The sequence below is a fragment of the Pseudomonas sp. GW456-L13 genome, assembly GCF_017350115.1.
GTDB classification, from domain to species: Bacteria; Pseudomonadota; Gammaproteobacteria; order Pseudomonadales; family Pseudomonadaceae; genus Aquipseudomonas; species Aquipseudomonas jessenii.
This window is the reverse complement of sequence record NZ_JACNAS010000001.1, coordinates 1,665,933-1,683,605: the sequence shown is the minus strand read 5'-3', so window position 1 is coordinate 1,683,605 and position 17,673 is coordinate 1,665,933. Positions and strand designations below refer to the sequence as shown.

Sequence of the window (17,673 nt, the reverse complement as noted above, 5' to 3'; positions counted from 1 at the left end):
TCTGTACGGCGGGTGTTTCAGTCTTCTCTGTCAGCCTGGCGGCTGTCAGTGGCTTCTTTCGGCTCGGGCTGTTGGGCTCCGGCTTGCTGCGTGGTCGTCTGCTCAGGTACGTGCAGGCTTGGGAAGGGGAGATTAGGAATCTCGTGCATGGTTGCGCTCCTCGCTAAGTCTGTTGATAGATCTGGTAGATCCGCGCTTTAAAAAAGCCTGGGCAGGATACAGCACTGAAAATGACAAACGGACTTTTATATCCATTTGTTTCGACGGATGGGGTTGTATAGACAGATAAGTAACAATTACGCAGAAGCAAATGTGGGAGCGAGCTTGCTCGCGATTGCGGAGTGTCATTCAACGATGATGTTGACTGATAGACCGCTATCGCGAGCAAGCTCGCTCCCACAGGGGGATTGCAGTGCCCGAGGGTTACTTGCAGACGCTGGCAATCGCCTCGGCCAGCAAGTCCAGGCGCGTGGCATCAATGCCGGCCACGTTGGCCCGGCCCGAGCTGACCATGTAAACGCTGTGATGATCGCGCAGGTTCTTCACTTGCTCAGGCGACAGGCCGGTGTAGGAGAACATTCCGCGTTGCACGCCAATATGGGCAAAGCGCTCGCGCAAACCGTGAGGCTCCAGCGCTTCCACCAAACCGCTGCGCAGTTGGGCGATACGCAGGCGCATCGCTTCAACTTCGTCGGCCCACAGGCGTTTCAGCTCTGGATCACCGAGGATGGTCGCTACAACGGCAGCGCCATGATCCGGCGGCGTCGACCACAGGTTGCGGGCGATGTTGGCCAGTTGGCTGCGGATATCCACCAGCTTGTCGGCGGTTTTCGCGCAGACAATCAGCGCGCCGGTGCGGTCGCGGTACAGGCCGAAATTCTTTGAGCAGGAACTGGTGATCAACAGTTCCGGCAACTCGGCGGCGAACAGCCGGGTCGACCAGGCATCCTGTTCCAGCCCATCGCCGAATCCTTGATACGCGAAGTCGATCAGCGGCAGCAATTCACGCTTGCGTACGACCTCCAGCACCCGTTGCCAGTCATCCTGGGACAGGTCGAAACCCGTCGGGTTGTGGCAGCAGGCGTGCAGCAAGACCACGTCACCCTTGGGCGCTTCATTGAGCGCCGCCAGCATGCCATCGACGTCGAGACGGTTGTCGCTGCCCACGTACGGGTAGTGGCTGACCTTGACCTTGGCTGCCGCAAAAATCGTTTCGTGGATCGGCCAGGTCGGGTTGCTCAACCACACGCCACGCCCTGGCAGGCACTGGGCGATAAAGTCCGCGCTCAGGCGCAAAGCCCCGGTGCCGCCCGGAGTCTGGGTGGCGCCGGCGCGTTGTGCGCTGATCAGCTTCGAGTCGGCACCGAGCACCAGTTCATTGATCGCTTTGCCGAACGCCGGTTCGCCGTGACCACCGATGTAGGTCTTGGTGGACTGGTGATCCACCAGGCGCTGCTCGGCAAGCTTCACTGACTCGAGAATCGGCGTCAGGCCCTGGGCGTCCTTGTAGACACCCACGCCCAAATCGAATTTGCGCGGGTTCGGGTCCTGCGCGTAGGCCTCCATCAAGCCCAGAATCGGGTCGCCAGGCACTCGACCGATGGCGTCGAAATGCATTACTTGCGCCCCTCAGCGTCCTTCGCCACTTCGTCAGTGCGCGCGGCCATGATGAAATCGTTGCGGTGCAGGCCCTTGATCGAGTGGCTCCACCAGGTCACGGTCACTTTGCCCCACTCGGTCAGCAGGCCCGGGTGATGGCCTTCGGCCTCGGAGATTTCGCCGACGGCGTTGGTGAACGCCAGAGCGTGCTTGAAGTTCTTGAACAGGAAGACCTTTTCCAGCTGCATGACGCTGTCACGTACTTCGATGTTCCAGTCCGGGATCTGCTTGATCAGGATCGGCAGTTCTTCGTCGCTGACTTGTGGGGCGTCGGCGCGGCAGGCTTCGCAATGGGCTTGGTTCAAAGTGGACATGGTGTGTTTCCTGTAATCGAGTGTTTTTATATCGGTCGACAGTGCCGTCACGCTAAACCAAAGCGACGGTGACTGACAGACTCACTTGTCAGCAAAAGTCGCGGTTCACGCGGCCTTTGGCGGAAATTTCGGCGTGTGCAGACCCATCTGCATCGCTTGCTTGACCATGCCCATGATGTCTTCGTGGGCCAGGTCGAACAGGCGCTTGAGGTTCGGCAGAACGAAATACAGGGGTTGCAGGATGTCGATGCGGTAAGGCGTGCGCATGCATTCCAGCGGGTCGAAGGCTTGGTGTTCAGGCTCGTTCGACAGGCTGTAGACAGTCTCTTTCGGTGAGGACAGGATGCCGCCGCCGTAGATGCGCTGGCCTTGCGGGGTGTCGAGCAGGCCGAACTCGATGGTCATCCAGTACAGGCGCGCCAGGTACACGCGTTCTTCCTTGGACGCCTTGAGGCCGAGCTTGCCGTAGGTGTGGGTGAATTCGGCGAACCACGGGTTGGTCAGCAGCGGGCAGTGACCGAAGATCTCGTGGAAAATGTCCGGCTCTTGCAGGTAGTCCAGTTCTTCGCGGGTACGAATGAAGGTCGCCACCGGAAACTGCTTGCTGGCCAGCAATTCGAAAAAGGTCTGGAAGGGAATCAGTGCGGGAACCCGGGCAACCTGCCAGCCGGTGGTTTCAGCGAGGACCTTGTTGATTTCGCCGAGTTGAGGAATGCGGTCGTGGGGCAGACCGAGTTTTTCGATACCGTCCAGGTACTCCTGGCACGCACGCCCTTCGATCACTTTCAGTTGACGAGTGATCAGCGTGTTCCACACCGCGTGTTCTTCGGCGGGGTAGTCGATAAAACCTTGCGCATCGGGCTCGCGAGCCACGTATTGCGTCTGCTTCATGCTGCTCTCCTGCTAGGGGATTTCGTTCTTGTTATGTACTGCTATGGACCTAGAAATACCCCATGAATTGCACTGTTGCAGCAGCTGCGGGGCGTTACGCGCAGGAAAATCCCTCGACATTCGTAAAATTTTCGTTACGAATTGGTCGCGGTCGCGCAGCTACTGGGATTTCCTGGTTTGAAAAACGCTTTGCCTGTCACATAATCTTGACGACTATCTGGGTGCCTCGAAAGAAAAATGCGATCGAACGCGCACCGCAATACCCCTGTGGGAGCGGGCTTGCTCGCGAAAGCGGTCTGTCTGATACATCAATGTTGGCTATGCCGACGCTTTCGCGAGCAAGCCCGCTCCCACAGGACCTCAACCTCACTCACTGCATTTTCGGGCCTTTAATATGCGTATCAAAGTCCACTGCCAGAACCGCATCGGCATCCTGCGCGACATTCTCAACCTGTTGGTGGAGTACGGGATCAACGTGGCCCGCGGTGAGGTGGGGGGGGAGCATGGCAATGCCATCTACCTGCATTGCCCAAACCTGATCAACATTCAGTTCCAGGCCTTGCGTCCGAAATTCGAAGCGATTGCCGGGGTCTTTGGCGTCAAGCGTGTAGGGCTGATGCCCAGCGAGCGTCGGCACATGGAACTCAATGCACTGCTCGGTGCGCTGGAGTTTCCGGTGCTGTCGATCGACATGGGCGGTTCCATTGTCGCGGCCAACCGTGCGGCGGCGCAGTTGCTCGGGGTGCGCGTCGACGAGGTACCGGGGATTCCCCTGTCGCGGTACGCCGAGGATTTCGATTTGCCGGAACTGGTGCGCGCCAACAAGTCGCGGATCAACGGGCTGCGGGTCAAGGTCAAGGGGGATGTGTTCCTGGCCGACATCGCGCCGCTGCAATCGGAGCATGACGACAGCGAGGCCATGGCCGGTGCGGTGCTGACATTGCACCGCGCCGACCGGGTGGGCGAGCGCATCTACAACGTGCGCAAGCAGGAGTTGCGCGGCTTCGACAGCATCTTCCAAAGCTCGAAAGTCATGGCCGCCGTGGTGCGCGAAGCGCGGCGCATGGCGCCATTGGATGCACCGCTGTTGATCGAAGGGGAAACCGGCACCGGCAAAGAGTTGCTGGCGCGGGCTTGCCACTTGGCCAGCCCTCGAGGGCAGTCGCCGTTGATGGCGCTCAATTGCGCCGGTCTGCCGGAGTCCATGGCCGAGACGGAATTGTTCGGTTACGGCCCGGGTGCCTTTGAAGGGGCGCGGGCCGAAGGCAAGCTCGGGCTGCTGGAGCTGACGGCGGGCGGCACGCTGTTTCTCGATGGCGTCGGGGAAATGAGCCCGCGTTTGCAGGTGAAATTGCTGCGTTTTTTGCAGGACGGTTGCTTCCGTCGTGTGGGCAGTGATGAAGAGGTCTACCTCGACGTGCGAGTGATCTGCGCGACCCAGGTCGACCTGTCCGAATTGTGCGCTCGCGGTGAGTTCCGCCAGGACCTCTACCACCGCTTGAATGTGTTGTCGCTGCACATCCCGCCGTTGCGCGAATGCCTCGACGGCTTGACGCCGCTGGTGGAGCACTTCCTCGATCAGGCCAGTCGGCAGATCGGCTGCTCGTTGCCAAAGCTGGCGCCGGCGGCCATGGAGCGGCTCAGCCATTACCATTGGCCGGGTAACGTGCGGCAACTGGAGAACGTGCTGTTCCAGGCGGTTTCCCTATGCGACGGCGGCACGGTCAAGGCCGAGCATATTCGTCTGCCGGATTATGGCGTGCGTCAGCCCCTTGGCGATTTTTCGCTGGAGGGTGGGTTGGACGAGATCGTCGGGCGTTTCGAGAAGGCGGTGCTGGAACGGCTTTATTCGGAACATGCCAGCAGCCGATTGCTCGGCAAGCGACTGGGTGTTTCCCACACAACGATTGCCAACAAGTTGCGTGAATATGAAATAGGCAAACTGGAGCGTTAAAAACTCACTCAAATAATAACTCTTCTCGAGTGTCAATATTTATCCAGTGCTGTCAGTTCGTATTTAAAGCGCTAAAGCTTCTGCTATTGATCTGAATCATGGAACTTAGAGAGGAAGCCATCTAGGCTCCTCTCAAAGTTTGGCAGGAGTGCTGACCATGCCATCAATGGATGACTCTACCCAGCGAGTTCGCAAAGAAACTCGCCTCTTCTATTTCCTGATCATTGTTCTGTTTCCACTGTTATCGGTGGCGATAGTCGGTGGTTACGGTTTTTTTGTCTGGTTCCTGCAAATGCTCCTCGGTCCGCCAGGCCCCCCCAACTGATCGCCTTCTATCTCTAATTCAGCAGGGAGTACGGGACATGGGAAAGACGCTGCACATTGCCAGTCTGGTAGTACATGCCCGTCCGGCCCTGTTCGAGGCGGTGAAAGCCAACTTGCGTTTGCTCAAGGGCGTTGAACTTCATCAGGAAAGCCCTGCCGGCAAACTGGTGGTTGTGCTGGAAACCGATCACGAAAGCCAGATTCTTCAGCGAATCGATCAGATCAATCGCTTGCCAGGCGTGCTCAATGCCGCCCTGGTTTATCACGAGATTCTCGATGTAACGGGAGAAAGCACATGCCTATGACGCGGCGAGAGTTTGTCAAAGTCCAGGCTGCCGGGATCGCGGCAGCGGCTGCGGGCCTCCCGGTGTTTACCTCTGCCAGCAACCTGATTACCGAACAAGACATGGTCGCCCTGGACTGGAACAAGGCGCCCTGTCGTTTTTGCGGCACCGGTTGCAGCGTCATGGTGGCGACCAAGGACAACAGGGTTGTTGCAACTCACGGCGACGTAAAAGCCGAGGTCAATCGCGGGTTGAACTGTGTCAAAGGCTACTTTTTGTCCAAGATCATGTACGGCGTTGATCGGCTGACTCAGCCGCTGTTGCGCATGACCAATGGGCAATATGACAAACAAGGCGAGTTTCACCCGGTGTCCTGGAAACAGGCGTTCGACGTGATGGAGTTGAAGTACAAGGAGGCGCTGAAGAACAAGGGCGGGGAGTCTATCGCCATGTTCGGTTCCGGACAGTGGACGATCTGGGAAGGGTACGCGGCCAACAAATTGATGAAGGCGGGGTTTCGCTCGAACAACATCGATCCCAATGCACGCCATTGCATGGCCTCGGCGGTCATGGGCTTTATGCGCACGTTCGGTATCGATGAGCCAATGGGCTGTTATGACGATATCGAAGTCACCGATGCATTCGTCTTGTGGGGTTCGAACATGGCGGAAATGCATCCGATTCTGTGGAGTCGGGTCACCGATCGCCGTCTAAGCCAGCCGAATGTGAAAGTGGCCGTGCTCTCTACTTTCGAACATCGCAGTTTTGAACTGGCCGATATTCCGATGGTGTTCAAGCCGCAGACGGACCTGCTCATTCTCAACTACATCGCCAATCACATCATTGAAAGCGGCTCGGTCAACAAAGACTTCGTCAGCAAACACACGAAGTTCGCCAAAGGCACGGATGACATCGGCTACGGTTTGCGTGCCGATAATCCGCTGGAGATGAAAGCCAAAAATGCCGACAAGGCGAACACCTGGACCGACATCGACTTCGAGCAATTCGCCGCTTTTGTAAAACCCTACACCCTTGAGCGCACCGCGAAAGAAACCGGTGTGCCAACCGAGCGCCTCAAGGCATTGGCCGAACTGTACGCCGACCCCAAGCGCAAGGTGGTTTCGTTCTGGACCATGGGCTTCAACCAGCACACCCGGGGGGTGTGGGCCAACAACCTGATCTACAACATTCACCTGCTGACCGGGAAAATCAGCGAGCCGGGCAACAGTCCTTTCTCCCTGACGGGCCAGCCTTCGGCCTGCGGGACGGCACGTGAAGTGGGCACGTTCTCCCATCGTTTGCCGGCCGACCTGGTGGTCACCAATCCGGCGCACCGCGCCACCGCGGAAAAAATCTGGAAGCTCCCGGCGGGCACCATCAAGGAAAAGGTCGGGTTCCATGCCGTGCAGCAGAGTCGCATGCTCAAGGACGGCGTGCTCAATGTGTATTGGACGATGGCCAGCAACAACATGCAGGCCGGGCCCAACATCATGCAGGAAGTGCTGCCGGGGTGGCGCAACCCCGAGAACTTCGTGGTGGTGTCGGATGTGTATCCCACCGTCTCGGCACAGGCGGCCGATCTGATTTTGCCGACGGCGATGTGGGTCGAGAAAGAGGGCGCTTACGGCAACGCGGAGCGGCGCACGCAGTTCTGGCATCAACTGGTCTCGGCGCCGGGTGACGCCAAGTCGGACCTTTGGCAATTGGTCGAGTTTTCCAAGCGCTTTAAAACCGACGAGGTCTGGCCGCAGGAACTGTTGGACGGCTCACCGCAATACAAGGGCAAGACCCTGTATGAGGTGCTGTTCAAGAATGGCCAGGTCGATCAGTTCCCTGTTGAACAAATGGCGGCGGGCTATCAGAACGACGAGGCCCGGGATTTCGGTTTCTACCTGCAAAAAGGCCTGTTCGAAGAATATGCCCAGTTCGGCCGTGGACATGGTCATGACTTGGCGCCCTTTGATCGTTATCACTCCGAGCGCGGGTTGCGCTGGCCTGTCGTCGAAGGCAAGGAAACGCTTTGGCGCTTCCGCGAAGGTTACGATCCGTATGTCGAGAAGGGCAGTGGCGTGCAGTTCTACGGCTACCCCGATAAGAAGGCAATCATCTTCGCGCTGCCTTACGAGCCTCCTGCGGAAGCCCCGGACGCGGACTTCCCGTTCTGGTTGAGCACCGGTCGGGTGCTTGAGCATTGGCACACCGGGACTATGACCCAGCGTGTCGAAGAACTTTATAAAGCGGTCCCCGATGCGCTGGTCTACATGCACCCGGCCGATGCCAAGGCCTTGAATGCCCGGCGTGGCAGCGAAGTAAAGCTGATCAGTCGGCGCGGCGAGATGCGTGCACGGATTGAAACCCGGGGGCGCAACAAGCCGCCCCAAGGCCTGGTGTTCGTGCCGTTTTTCGATGCCAACAAGCTGATCAACAAAGTCACGCTTGATGCGACGGACCCGATCTCCAAACAGACCGATTACAAGAAATGCGCGATCAGGATTGAGTTGATCAAGACGGCATAAGGAGAGCTTTCATGAATTATCGTTCGCTGTCCTTGCTTGTCATGCTGCTGATGTGGCTGCCCGCGACATTTGCGGCAGAACCCGGTTACCCACTGGATGCGCCGGCACCGGATGGGCGGCGAGTCGGCGGGACCCTGACCCAGGAGCTGCCGGCACCGCCCATCGCGGAAGACGAGAACAAGGACCTCAAGCGTGAGCGCAATTACCCCGATCAACCGCCCACCATACCCCACAGCATTCGCGGGTATGCCATCGACATGAACAGCAACAAGTGCCTGACCTGCCACAGTCGCGCCAACAGTGCGCGTACCCAGGCGCCGATGATCAGCATCACTCACTACATGGACCGCGACGGCCAGGCATTGGCGGCGGTGTCGCCGCGCCGATACTTCTGCAACCAGTGTCACGTGCCGCAAAAGGATGTGAAGCCACTGGTGAGCAACAGCTTCAAGAACATCGACCAGGTCTTGCAAGACGAAATCAACCACCAGCCGAAACCTTGAGGAAAGGCCATGAAATCTTTGCTTGCCTTGCTCAAGGATTATTGGGCTGTGCTGCGTCGGCCCAGTGTGCATTACAGCCTGGGTTTCCTGACCCTCGGCGGGTTTATCGCCGGGGTGATTTTCTGGGGTGGGTTCAACACCGCGCTGGAAGCGACCAACACCGAGAAGTTCTGCACGTCCTGCCATGAAATGCGCGACAACGTTTTTGTCGAGTTGCAGGAAACCATTCACTACACCAACCGCTCGGGCGTGCGCGCCACGTGCCCGGACTGTCACGTCCCCCACGAGTGGACGCACAAGATCGCCCGCAAGATGCAGGCTTCCAAGGAGGTCTGGGGCAAGCTGTTCGGCACGATCAGTACCCGGGACAAGTTTCTGGGCATGCGCCGGGAGCTGGCCGAACACGAGTGGGCACGGCTCAAGGCCAACGATTCCCGGGAGTGTCGCAACTGCCATAACTTCGAGTTCATGGACTTCACACGCCAGGGTAAACGCGCCGCCAACATGCACTCCACCTCATTGGCCAGCGGCCAGGCGACCTGTATCGATTGCCATAAAGGCATTGCCCACAAATTGCCCGACATGAGCGGCGTGAAAGGTTGGTAGCCGGCTTTTCACGGCATTGCCGCCAAGCGGCATAACCGCGCCGGTTTTTCGTCTTCGATACATCGTTCGATTCCCTTCTGATTAGCCTCCAGCCCCTGTTTAAAGGGGGTTGGAGCCGCTGCGCGCAAGTTGGTCTGCAAATTGCTACAGCCTGCGCAACACAGCAGTGGGCGGCAAACGTCCGGCAGGCAGAGGAAAGAGTGTGGACAAGTACCTTTATGTGGCAATGACCGGCGCCAGCCAGAATGCACTGGCGCAAAAGGCTCATGCCAACAACCTCGCGAACATCTCCACCAACGGCTTCCAGAAAGACCTGGAGCAGGCCCGTTCGATGCCGGTGTTCGGTGACAGCTTTCCGGCGCGTGCGTTTGCCATGTCCGAACGCCCGGCCACGGATTTCTCCCCCGGCTCACTGGTGGAAACCGGCCGCGACCTCGACGTTGCCGTGCAAGGCAACGGCTGGATTGCCGTACAGAATCCCGATGGCGGTGAAAGCTACGTGCGCACCGGCAGCCTGAACGTTGACGCCCTGGGTGTGCTGCGCGCCGGCAACGGCATGCCGGTCATGGGCAATGGCGGCCCGATTTCCGTGCCGCCGGAGCAGCAGATCGAAGTCGGCGAGGACGGCACCATCAGCATCCGCGCGATGGGCGAAGGTCCCCGGGTGATGGCGGAAGTCGACCGCATCAAGCTGGTCAACCCGGACTTCAAGAACATGACCAAGGGCCTGGATGGTTCGATCCACACCAAGGACGGCGCGCCTGCGCAGGCCGATGCCGACGTCAAGCTGGTGTCCGGGTTCCTCGAATCGAGCAACGTCAATGCCGTGGAGGAGATGACCTCCGTTCTGGCCCTGGCCAAGCAGTTCGAGCTGCACATCAAGATGATGAACACCGCCAAAGACGATGACCAGGCCATGGCTCGGGTCTTGCAGATCAGCTAATTACCAGAACGTCGCGCCGTAAAACAGGCGCACGAGGAGAATCGAATGCTTCCGGCTCTATGGGTTGCCAAAACAGGTCTGTCCGCCCAGGACACCAACCTGACCACCATTTCCAACAACCTGGCCAACGTGTCGACCACGGGTTTCAAACGTGACCGCGCCGAGTTCCAGGACCTGCTCTACCAGATCAAGCGCCAGCCAGGCGCCCAGTCGACCCAGGACAGCGAACTGCCGTCGGGTCTGCAACTGGGTACCGGTGTGCGCATCGTTGGCACCCAGAAAAACTTCACCGCCGGCAGCCTGCAAACTACCGAGCAGCCGCTGGACATGGCCATCGACGGCCGTGGTTTCTTCCAGATCCTGCAACCGGACGGCACCACGTCCTACACCCGTGACGGTACGTTCCACCTGGACTCCAATGGCCAGATCGTCAACGCCAGCGGCTTTGCCCTGGAGCCGGCCATTGTCATTCCGAACGACGCGCAGACCTTCACGGTCGGCCGCGACGGCACCGTGTCCATCACCGTTGCCGGCAACCCGGCAGCCCAGGTAATCGGCAACCTGCAAACCGCCGACTTCATCAACCCGGCCGGCCTGCAGGCGGTGGGCAACAACCTGTTCCTGGAAACCGCCGCCAGTGGCGCGCCGCAAGTCGGCACTCCGGGCCTGAACGGTTTCGGCTCCACGCTGCAGAACACCCTGGAAACGTCCAACGTCAGCACCGTTGAGGAGATGGTCAACATGATCACCACCCAGCGCGCCTACGAGATGAACTCCAAGGTGATCTCCACCGCCGACCAGATGCTCTCGTTCGTAACGCAGAATCTGTAATCAAGTCTATGTGGCGGCCATTGGGTCGCCTGCAACACCGTGAGGTAGGGTCATGAATCGCTATGTATCTGTTCTGGCACTGAGTGGGATCACTGCGCTCGCAGGTTGCGTGCCTGCGACGCCCAAGCCCAATGACCCTTACTACGCTCCGGTGTTGCCGCGCACGCCGTTGCCGGCGGCCGCGAACAATGGCTCGATCTATCAGGCCGGTTTCGAACAGAACCTCTACAGCGACCGCAAGGCGTTCCGGGTCGGTGACATCATCACCATCACCCTGAACGAAAGGACCCAGGCCAGCAAAAACGCCAACTCGCAAATTGGCAAGAACAGCAAGGCCAACATCGGCCTGAGTTCGCTGTTCGGCAGCAGCGCCACCACCAACAACCCGTTCAGCGATGGCGACCTGAGCCTGAGTGCCAGCTACGAAGGTGACCGCGCGACCAAGGGGGACAGCAAGGCGGCTCAGGGCAACACCCTGACCGGTTCGATCACTGTCACCGTCGCCGATGTGTTGCCCAACGGCATTATCGCGGTACGCGGCGAGAAGTGGATGACCCTCAACACCGGTGACGAACTGGTGCGGATTGCCGGCCTGGTTCGCGCCGATGACATCGCCACCGACAACACCGTGCCGTCGACCCGTGTCGCCGATGCGCGCATCACCTACTCGGGCACCGGTTCGTTTGCCGATGCGAGTCAGCCAGGCTGGTTCGACCGTTTCTTCCTCAGCCCGCTGTTCCCTTTCTAGGTGGTTACGTTGAATTTCAGAAGTCTCATGATGGCTGCGTTCCTGATGTCCGCAGCGTTCAACGTTCAAGCCGAGCGCCTGAAGGACATCGCCAGCATTTCCGGCGTGCGTTCCAACCAATTGATCGGCTACGGCCTGGTGGTCGGGCTGAACGGCACCGGCGACCAGACGACGCAGACCCCGTTCACCCTGCAGACCTTCAACAACATGCTCTCGCAGTTCGGCATCAAGGTGCCGCCGGGTTCGGGCAACGTGCAGTTGAAGAACGTCGCCGCGGTGTCGATCAGCGCCGATTTGCCGGCGTTCGCCAAGCCGGGTCAGCAGGTCGATATCACCGTTTCGTCCATCGGTAACTCCAAGAGCCTGCGTGGCGGCACCTTGCTGCTGACGCCACTCAAGGGTATCGATGGCAACGTCTATGCGGTGGCCCAGGGCAACCTGGTGGTCGGCGGTTTCGACGCGGAAGGGCGAGACGGCTCGAAGATTACCGTCAACGTTCCGTCGGCCGGTCGCATCCCCGGTGGTGCGTCGGTGGAACGTGCGGTGCCGAGCGGTTTCAACCAGGGCAACAGCCTGACACTGAACCTCAACCGTTCCGACTTCACCACCGCCAAGCGCATCGTCGACAAGATCAACAACATGCTCGGTCCTGGCGTAGCCCAGGCCATCGACGGCGGGTCGATTCGCGTCACCGCGCCGCTCGATCCGAGCCAGCGCGTCGACTACCTGTCGATCCTGGAAAACCTCGAAGTTGATCCGGGCCAGGCAGTCGCGAAAGTCATCATCAACTCCCGTACCGGCACCATCGTGATCGGCCAGAACGTCAAGGTTTCCCCGGCTGCCGTGACCCACGGCAGCCTGACCGTGACCATTACCGAAGACCCGATCGTCAGCCAGCCCGGCCCTCTGTCCAATGGCACGACGGCGGTGGTGCCGCGTTCGAAGGTCAACGCCCAGCAGGAAGCCAAGCCGATGTTCAAGTTCGGCCCTGGTACCACCCTCGACGAGATCGTGCGGGCGGTGAACCAGGTCGGCGCGGCACCGGGTGACTTGATGGCCATCCTCGAAGCGCTGAAGCAGGCCGGCGCCCTGCAAGCCGATCTGATCGTGATCTGAGGACGGCCATCGTGGATATGCGCAAGAGCGGTCTGGTCAGCAGCAGCGATTCGGGCTCCTATTCGGACCTCAATCGTCTGAATCAGCTCAAGGTCGGCGACAAGAACAGCGACGGCAACATGCGCAAGGTGGCGCAGGAGTTCGAATCGCTGTTCCTCGGTGAGATGCTCAAGTCCATGCGCTCGGCAACCGAAGCGCTGGGGCAGGACAATCCGATGAACACGCCGGCGGCCAAGCAGTACCAGGAAATGTACGACCAGCAACTGGCCGTTTCCATGTCCCGCGAGGGCGGTGGTATCGGCCTGGCGGACGTGCTGATGCGCCAGATGTCGAAGAACAAGCCATTGGCGCCGGGCGAGGCGGCTGCTGCATCGCTGGCCAAGCAAGAGGCTGCCAAGGCCGCCGTGCAAACGCCGGTGGCGGCGGGCACGGTTGCTGTCAATGGGCCGCTGTCGCGGGTCAATGGCCAGCGTCCATTGTGGGCTTCGCGATCGGTCCATGCGCCGCAAGAGGCGGGCGAGGGTGGTCATCGCAATGACATGGCTCTGATCAATCAGCGACGCCTCGCGTTGCCGCCGAAGCTGGCTGATCGTCTGTTGGCCGGGCTGGTGCCTTCGGCGACGGCCGCAGTCACGACGATCAACAAGACACCGTTGCCTGAGCGCGCGACAAGCACTGGCGCCGGTCCTTTGTATAACGGCGACTGGCTGGCCAACGCGCAGAAAACCTCCGGTGGCGGCATGCAGATCTACGGTCGCGCCATGGCGCAGATTCCGCTGGCGCCGGCGAAGAAAGCCTTCGGTTCCGCCGACCAGTTCGTCAACACCATGTTGCCGATGGCCAAGGAAGCGGCGGCCCGCATTGGTGTCGATCCGCGTTACCTGGTGGCGCAGGCGGCCCTGGAAACCGGCTGGGGCAAGTCGGTCATGCGTGCTCAGGACGGCAGCAGCAGCCACAACCTGTTCGGCATCAAGGCCGGCAATAGTTGGCAGGGCAATTCGGCGCGGGCGATCACCAGCGAATTCAGGAACGGGCAGATGGTCAAGGAGACGGCGCAGTTCCGCTCCTACGACTCCTACGAGGACAGTTTCCACGACCTTGTAACTTTGCTGCAGACCAACAATCGCTATCAAGATGTCGTGAAGTCGGCCGATAACCCAGAACAGTTTGTACGCGAGTTGCAGAAGGCCGGTTACGCAACCGATCCGAACTACGCGAGCAAGATTTCGCAGATAGCCAAGCAGATGACGAGTTACCAGAACTACGCTGCGGCGGGCGTTTCAACTACGCCTTTATAGGCACAAGGTATAAGGTCTGAACCATGAGTTTGCTCAATATCGGGATGTCGGGGCTGAGTGCTGGCCATAACTCGTTGGTGACGACCGGCAACAACATTGCCAACGTCGACACCGCCGGGTACTCGCGCCAGCAATCTGTGCAGAGCACCAAAGGCTCGATTCAGTACGGCAATGTGTTCATCGGCACCGGCACAACGCTGGCCGATGTGCGTCGCGTGTACAACGCCTACCTCGATTCGCAGTTGCGTACCGCCACCTCGCTCAACAGCGAAGCGGCGTCGTACAACGCTCAGGCCACTCCGCTGGACGCCACGCTTTCCGATACCAACACCGGGCTGACCGGCGTGCTGCAAAAGTTCTTCACCTCGATGCAGGGCGTTTCGACCTCGGCCACCGACGACACGTCCCGCCAGTCGGTGCTGACCGGTGCCCAGGCCCTGTCCGCCCGCTTCAATTCGATTGCCAAGCAGTTGAACGACCAGAACACCAACCTGAACGGCAGCCTGGGCGACATGGCGGATCAGGTGAACAAGCTGTCTACCACTATTGCCACGCTCAACCAGAAGATTTCCGAGCTCTCCACCGGCACCAATCAGCCAAACGACCTGCTGGACTCACGCAACGAAGCCGTGCGGCAACTGTCCGAGCTGGTCGGTACCCAAGTGGTCGAGCGTGGCAGCAGCTACGACATCTACATCGGCAGCGGCCAGCCCCTGGTGGTCGGCAACACCACCAATTCACTGCAAACCGTGCCGAGCCAGAACGATCCGTCGCGCATGGCGCTGCAGCTGAACCGTGGCTCCAGCACCATCGACGTGACCTCGGTGATCAGTGGTGGTGAAATCGGTGGTCTGCTGACTTACCGCAAGGAAGTGCTCGACCCTTCGCTCAATGAGCTGGGGCGCGTGGCGCTGGTGGTGGCCGACCAGATCAACAGCCAGCAGGCGCAAGGCATCGACAAGAACGGTGACTTCGGCGCGGCGATCTTCAACAACATCAACAGTGCCGCCCTGATCAGTCAGCGCAGCATTGCGGCAGCGGGCAACAGTGCCGGCTCCGGCAACCTGGATGTCACCATCAAGGACACCGGCAAGCTGACCGCCAGCGACTATCAGGTGACGTTCACCAGCGCGACCAACTACACCGTCAAGCGCTCGGACGGCACTGACATGGGCTCGTTCAGCACCACGACGACGCCGGCTCCGGTGATCGACGGCTTCAGCCTGAACCTGAACGGCGGTGCGTTGAGCGCTGGCGACTCGTTCAAGGTGACACCGACCCGTGGCGCGGCGGCCGGTATCCAGACCGTGCTTACCGACCCGAAAAAAATCGCCGCGGCCGCACCCTTGACCGGCGTGACCAGCGCCAACAACACCGGCACCTACACCCAGCCGACGCTGACCAGCACCATCGATATCTACAACCCGGCGGCCCAGGCAGAAATGCAGACCGCGCTCAAGAACTCGACGCCGGTCAAACTGGTGTTCGGGGCGGCCAGCGGCGGTAGCCAGACCTACAACATGGTCGATGCCAAGGGCAACTCGATCGGCACCGGCACCATCGTTCCCGGCCAGAGCAACACCCTGAACCTGAAAGTGGGCATGGTCGATGCCAGCGGTGCGCCGGTGATGGACAACAGCGTCACGCCAGCCGTGCAGAAGAGCTTCACTGTGCAGACCACGGTCGGCGCCACGCCAGCCAGCGGCGAAAGCTTCACCATCAACCTGACCGGCGCGGCGTCTTCGGACAACCGCAATGCTCAAGCGCTGGTGGGTTTGCAAACCAAACAGACCGTAGACACCGGCACGGCGAGCAAGGGCATCAGCCTGACCGATGCCTACAACAAGCTGGTGACCAACGTCGGCGCCAAGGCTGCCCAGGGCAAGTCCGACAGCGACGCCACCACGGCAATCCTGGCCAATGCCAAGGGGGCGCGGGATTCGAACTCCGGGGTCGACCTGGATGAGGAAACCGGCAACCTGGTCAAGTACCAGCAGTACTACACCGCGTCTTCGCAGATCATCAAGGCTGCGCAGGAAATTTTCACCACGCTGATCAATAGCCTTTAAGGAGTCGTAATTCATGCGCATTTCCACCGCCCAGTATTACGAAATCACCGCTGCCAACTACCAGCGCAACTTCAACAAGGCCATCGCGACCAGCAACGAAGCCAGCAGCCTGGTCCGCATCAATACCGCCGCCGATGATCCGATCGGCGCCGGTCGTTTGCTGCAACTGGGCCAGCAGAGCGCGATGCTTGATCAGTACAAAACCAACATCGGCAGCACCAAAAATGCGTTGAGCCTGCAGGAAACCACGCTCGACTCCATCGGTACGGCTCTGCAGCGCGTCAAGGAACTGGCCCTCGCTGCCAGCAACGGCATTGCCACCGACGCGGACCGCAAGGCTTATGCGTCGGAACTGGGCCAGATCCAGCAACAAGTGCTGGGCCTGATGAACTCCAAGGACGCGAGCGGCAACTACCTGTTCTCCGGTTCGAAAACCGACACCGCGCCTTACTCGCAGAACGCCGACGGCACCTACAGCTACAACGGTGACCAGACCACCATCGACCTTGGTATTGGCGATGGCATGACGGTCGGGACCAACACCACTGGCTGGGATGCGTTCCAGCAGACCATCAATACCAGTCGCACCCAGACCACCATGACTGCTCCGGCGGTGGATGACGGTCGCGTGGTGCTGTCCAACGGTACGGTTGGCACCAGCTCCACCTACAACGCGAAGTTCACTGGCGGCCAGCCCTACACTGTCAGTTTCCTCAGCAGCACCCAGTTGAAGATCACCGACTCGCTGGGCAACGACGTGACCGCCGAAGCCAGCCAGAACGGTCTGATCAGCAATGCCAACGGCGCCAACCAGACGGTCAGTTTCCGTGGCGTCGACCTGAAGCTGAACATCAACCTCAAATCCGGTGATACCAACCCGGATGCGGTGATCGCCGGCCACAGTTTCAATCTGTCTTCCACGTCGGATACCTTCAACACCTCGCGCAGCGCCGGTAACCCGTCGACCGCGGTCATCACCGGTTCCAGCGTGACCGACCCGACGGCTTACACCAACGCCTTCCCGGCGGGCGGGGCGATCCTCAAGTTCACCAGCGCCACCAATTTCGACCTGTATGCAGCCCCGGTCACCGCTGACAGCAAGCCGGTCTCGTCGGGCACGGTTTCGGGCGGCAACGCCACCGCGGCGGGCGTGACCTTTGCCCTGGGCGGAGGCACTCCAGCGTCCGGCGACCAGTTCGTGATCCAGAACAACAACCATCAGACCCAGAACGTGCTCGACACCCTGGGCCAGATGATCACCGCGCTGAACACGCCAGTCGACGGCGACGCAGTGGCCAAGCAGAAGTTTCTGGGGGCCATGGAGTCGGGAATGGGCAACATCGACAGTGCGGCCAACCAGATCGGTTCGGCCATCACCACGATCGGTGCTCGCGGCCAGGCGCTGGATAACCAGACCGCGACCAACGAGAGCCTGACCCTTGCGAACAGCGAGAGCCAGAAGTCAATTCGCGATTCGGACCCGGCCGAAGTCATGACTCGCCTGACCTTGCAGCAAACCATGTTGCAGGCTGCGCAGCTGGCGTTCAGCAAGATTTCCCAGTTGGGCCTGTTCAACAAGATCTGACGGTGGTCGGGCGCGCAGGCGCCCGATGGCCT

The 17,673-nt window shown here is 60.0% G+C and carries 16 protein-coding genes; 13 read left to right on the top strand and 3 right to left on the bottom strand.

Annotation, left to right across the window (positions count from 1 at the left end; translation table 11 throughout):
- Nucleotides 1-423: 423 nt before the first annotated feature.
- The 3 genes from J4D25_RS07645 to phhA form a co-directional block, all read right to left on the bottom strand.
- On the bottom strand, nucleotides 424-1,617 hold the full coding sequence (locus J4D25_RS07645) for an amino acid aminotransferase (RefSeq protein WP_057715924.1): 1,194 nt from the start codon (nucleotides 1,615-1,617) through the stop codon (nucleotides 424-426).
- Complete coding sequence (locus tag J4D25_RS07640; RefSeq protein WP_007938547.1) at nucleotides 1,617-1,973, bottom strand: 4a-hydroxytetrahydrobiopterin dehydratase; 357 nt, start codon at nucleotides 1,971-1,973, stop codon at nucleotides 1,617-1,619. The genes J4D25_RS07645 and J4D25_RS07640 overlap by 1 nt, the downstream gene beginning before the upstream one ends.
- Nucleotides 1,974-2,078: 105 nt before the next feature.
- A complete protein-coding gene (gene phhA, locus J4D25_RS07635) occupies nucleotides 2,079-2,864 on the bottom strand; it encodes a phenylalanine 4-monooxygenase (protein WP_057715923.1) in 786 nt (261 codons plus the stop codon).
- 394 nt (nucleotides 2,865-3,258) lie between these two features.
- On the opposite strand from phhA, the gene J4D25_RS07630 reads away from it, so the two are divergent.
- The 13 genes from J4D25_RS07630 (at nucleotide 3,259) to J4D25_RS07570 (ending at nucleotide 17,641) form a co-directional block, all read left to right on the top strand.
- Entirely contained in the window at nucleotides 3,259-4,818 is a 1,560-nt protein-coding gene (locus J4D25_RS07630) for a sigma-54-dependent transcriptional regulator (protein ID WP_057715922.1), read from the top strand.
- A 157-nt stretch (nucleotides 4,819-4,975) separates the two neighbouring features.
- Nucleotides 4,976-5,143 carry a periplasmic nitrate reductase, NapE protein gene (locus tag J4D25_RS07625; protein ID WP_173677902.1) on the top strand — a complete coding sequence of 56 codons (168 nt, stop codon included), beginning with the start codon at nucleotides 4,976-4,978 and terminating at the stop codon, nucleotides 5,141-5,143.
- Between the two features lie 37 nt (nucleotides 5,144-5,180).
- Nucleotides 5,181-5,447, top strand: a complete 267-nt coding sequence (locus J4D25_RS07620; RefSeq protein ID WP_057715921.1) for a chaperone NapD — start codon at nucleotides 5,181-5,183, stop codon at nucleotides 5,445-5,447.
- Nucleotides 5,438-7,942: a nitrate reductase catalytic subunit NapA gene (gene napA / locus J4D25_RS07615; protein ID WP_057715920.1), complete on the top strand. Its 2,505-nt coding sequence runs from the start codon at nucleotides 5,438-5,440 to the stop codon at nucleotides 7,940-7,942. The genes J4D25_RS07620 and napA overlap by 10 nt, the downstream gene beginning before the upstream one ends.
- Nucleotides 7,943-7,983: 41 nt before the next feature.
- Nucleotides 7,984-8,445, top strand: a complete 462-nt coding sequence (locus J4D25_RS07610; protein WP_371319448.1) for a nitrate reductase cytochrome c-type subunit — start codon at nucleotides 7,984-7,986, stop codon at nucleotides 8,443-8,445.
- A 9-nt stretch (nucleotides 8,446-8,454) separates the two neighbouring features.
- Nucleotides 8,455-9,051, top strand: a complete 597-nt coding sequence (locus tag J4D25_RS07605) for a cytochrome c3 family protein (RefSeq protein ID WP_057715918.1) — start codon at nucleotides 8,455-8,457, stop codon at nucleotides 9,049-9,051.
- A gap of 202 nt (nucleotides 9,052-9,253) precedes the next feature.
- Entirely contained in the window at nucleotides 9,254-9,994 is a 741-nt protein-coding gene (locus J4D25_RS07600; RefSeq protein ID WP_057715917.1) for a flagellar basal body rod protein FlgF, read from the top strand.
- A gap of 45 nt (nucleotides 9,995-10,039) precedes the next feature.
- Nucleotides 10,040-10,825 carry a flagellar basal-body rod protein FlgG gene (gene flgG, locus J4D25_RS07595; protein WP_057715916.1) on the top strand — a complete coding sequence of 262 codons (786 nt, stop codon included), beginning with the start codon at nucleotides 10,040-10,042 and terminating at the stop codon, nucleotides 10,823-10,825.
- A 52-nt stretch (nucleotides 10,826-10,877) separates the two neighbouring features.
- Entirely contained in the window at nucleotides 10,878-11,573 is a 696-nt protein-coding gene (flgH, locus tag J4D25_RS07590) for a flagellar basal body L-ring protein FlgH (RefSeq protein ID WP_057715915.1), read from the top strand.
- A gap of 27 nt (nucleotides 11,574-11,600) precedes the next feature.
- Complete coding sequence (locus J4D25_RS07585) at nucleotides 11,601-12,689, top strand: flagellar basal body P-ring protein FlgI (protein WP_057715914.1); 1,089 nt, start codon at nucleotides 11,601-11,603, stop codon at nucleotides 12,687-12,689.
- An 11-nt stretch (nucleotides 12,690-12,700) separates the two neighbouring features.
- Nucleotides 12,701-13,987: a flagellar assembly peptidoglycan hydrolase FlgJ gene (gene flgJ / locus J4D25_RS07580; RefSeq protein ID WP_057715913.1), complete on the top strand. Its 1,287-nt coding sequence runs from the start codon at nucleotides 12,701-12,703 to the stop codon at nucleotides 13,985-13,987.
- Between the two features lie 23 nt (nucleotides 13,988-14,010).
- Nucleotides 14,011-16,056, top strand: coding sequence for a flagellar hook-associated protein FlgK (gene flgK, locus J4D25_RS07575; RefSeq protein WP_057715912.1), 2,046 nt, complete (start codon nucleotides 14,011-14,013; stop codon nucleotides 16,054-16,056).
- 13 nt (nucleotides 16,057-16,069) lie between these two features.
- Nucleotides 16,070-17,641 (top strand): flagellar hook-associated protein 3, encoded by a 1,572-nt coding sequence (locus J4D25_RS07570; protein WP_057715911.1) that lies wholly within the window; start codon nucleotides 16,070-16,072, stop codon nucleotides 17,639-17,641.
- Nucleotides 17,642-17,673: the final 32 nt, after the last annotated feature.